We start from the raw sequence: 2,469 nt of genomic DNA, 5'->3' as shown, positions 1-2,469 counted from the left end.
GGGTGTTGACGGCCTTGAACTTGCTCCCGTCGACGGCGACAACCGCCTGGGTGAACAGATTGAACTGACGACACAGCACGACGAACTGGGCACAGGCCGCGCGGATCGCCGGTCCGTTGTCGCGACGAAAGTCCGCGATCGTCTTGAAGTCCGGCATCAAGCGGCCGGTCAGCCACATCAGCTCGACATTGCGCTGGCTCTCGCGCTCCAGCCGCCGGCTGGACGGGATACGGTTGAGATAGCCGTAGAGATAGATCTTGAGCAGGACGGCTGGGTGATAGGCAGGCCGTCCGGTCACCGCCGGCACCATTCCGGCAAACCCCATGGCGACCAAATCGAGTTCGTCGATGAAGACCTCGATGACGCGGACAGGATTGTCCTTAGTAATGTAGTCGTCCAAACAATCGGGAAGCAGTGTCGCTTGCCGGCGATCCTCGCCCTCGACGAAACGCTTCGTCCCGACCTCCGCTGATCGCGATCCACTCTACCAAATCAACCCGTTTTCACACAGCCTCGGTCAACTTCGGTCACAGAACGCGCCAGAGGAACGACCGCTTTTCCACGTTCTTCGGACCATTTCCATTGCTGCGGATTTGGAGATCACCTGTGATCAAGACCAGCTTCAAATCCCTCGTTGTCATCCCCGCCTCACGAAATTTCCCGCCGCGTCGAAGAGGCTGAATTCCTTTCGGATCATTCCTTTACCAGGCAACTGGCGGTCTTTGCTGCCGCAGTTGCCCTCACGGCATCGCGGCGGACGGGCGCGGGCTCAGCTCGGTCTCGAGCACCATTTCGTAAGGTGACGTGTCGATGGCCGCCGGACCGACATAGGGGTGGCTGAGCGCCAGAATGAAGTAGAGCACGAGCCCGGTATAGGCCCCGTACACCCCCAGCATTGCGATGTGCAAAGGCGTCTCCGGGAAGACGAAGAAGAACAATACCGTAATGGCAAAGCCCGCCAGCGCCATCCACCAGAACAGGCCGGGGATGGCGCGGTGAAACAGCGACAGCCGGTCCCGCCTGTGTTCCTGAAGGGTGTCCATATCCGAGATCATCCGATCGCGGAGCGCTTGCTGCCGCGGGCTGTCGGCCGGCAGGTCCAGGATGGCGGCATCGAGATTGTTGTAGGCCTGCTTGGCGGCCGTGCTGCCGTCGGGGTGCAGGCTCACCTGCCATTCCGTCTGCAACACGGCTCTGACATAAGCTGCAAGCTGGTTGATCAGGGCGTCCTCCTCGGGCCCGTTCCACTGGTCGAGCCGCAGCGCCACGTGCTCGAGGGCCGTGACCTCCTTGGAGACCTGTTGCTGAAGGTCGGTATGGGTTGATTGCGCCTCCGCAAAGACGAGCGCCAGGATGAGGGCATGCACGGTTCCGACGCGGACCGCGACAGTCTCGGCCACCTCACGGGTCTTCGGGTTCAACTCCCTCGTCATGAACCAACGGACCGCCACGAGAGGCAGGACCGAGCACACGACCCCGGCCAGCACCGCCAGCCCACAGCCCAACCAGGTCGGCAACTCCAGAATGGCCGTCATCATGCCCCCGGGCAGTGGCCGCTCATCCGGAACGGGCGACCGGGACCAGATGCGTCTCCCAGGCAGTCGGATGATTCGCCCGGGTGCAAGGCGATCGTCAGCCTAGCACCTCGACTGCCGAGATGGAGCAACGCCGGATGAACCCTTCACCGGGAGTGCAGACACTACGGCGCTGAAGCATGGCACCGGACGCGCCAAACCCAAGAGTAAAATCCAGCTTTCTTCTTGGACTAAGCGGAGTTCTACTGGCTGTCACACGAATGATGTGGCCCTGTGCCTTCGTGAGCGCGGCGGCATTCGTGAGGTCGCCCACGCAATCCTGCTTAGCGCGCAGCATTCGGTCTTCTGTCGGATCGCGACCGGCTCGAGGGCAGATTGTCGTTCGCGACAGGGCTCGCGCGGCGAATGTCCGCCGCGGCACCACGATCGAGCACAAGCATCTTTCTCAACACGCCATTCGTCCAGCCGAAGCCGTCCTGGCCCGGATATTCGCCACCGCCGGCGGCGAGCGAGGGATCGACCACGTTGTATTTTTCCATGAGCTTGCCGGTGCTGCGATAGGCGCTCACGACCCTGCCGATCCAGCGCCGCGCGATCGTTTGAGCAATGGCTCTCCTGCCGTAATCGCTCAGACCCACGATCGCGATCCACTGCATAGGCGCCCAGCCGTTCGGCGCGTCCCATTGCTGACCCGACTGGATCGTCGTCGTCACGAGGCCGCCCGGCTTCAGGAGCCGGGCTCGCACGACCTCCGCGACACGATCTGCCTGAGCTCGGCTGGCGAGACCGAAAAACAGCGGAAAGAGACTCGCTGCGGTCACCCTCCCGGTCGGCCTGCCCTCGCGCCAAAGGTAATCGGTGTAGATGCCCTTGCCATCGTCCCACAGATAGCGCTGCACGGCGGCTTTGCGAAGGGCGGCACGGGCCCTGAATT

3 protein-coding genes are annotated in these 2,469 nt (G+C 62.6%); all 3 read right to left on the bottom strand.

Annotation, left to right across the window (positions count from 1 at the left end; genetic code table 11):
• The coding region (locus tag BN1233_RS32535; protein WP_046867982.1) for a transposase at positions 1 to 415 on the bottom strand (415 nt) is incomplete at its 3' end.
• Between the two features lie 325 nt (positions 416 to 740).
• Positions 741 to 1,538 carry a bestrophin-like domain gene (locus BN1233_RS32530; RefSeq protein ID WP_046867821.1) on the bottom strand — a complete coding sequence of 266 codons (798 nt, stop codon included), beginning with the start codon at positions 1,536 to 1,538 and terminating at the stop codon, positions 741 to 743.
• A gap of 320 nt (positions 1,539 to 1,858) precedes the next feature.
• The coding region (locus BN1233_RS32525) for a trehalase family glycosidase (protein WP_046867820.1) at positions 1,859 to 2,469 on the bottom strand (611 nt) is incomplete at its 5' end.

The sequence above is a fragment of the Microvirga massiliensis genome (assembly GCF_001006805.1).
Classification (GTDB): domain Bacteria; phylum Pseudomonadota; class Alphaproteobacteria; order Rhizobiales; family Beijerinckiaceae; genus Microvirga; species Microvirga massiliensis.
The sequence above is the reverse complement of the archived record's forward strand: the minus strand, read 5'-3'. Positions and strand labels throughout refer to the sequence as shown.

Excerpts from the sequence above, each read along its gene's own strand:
- BN1233_RS32530 (WP_046867821.1), bottom strand. The coding sequence starts at position 1,538 with ATGATGACGGCCATTCTGGAGTTGCCGACCTGGTTGGGCTGTGGGCTG.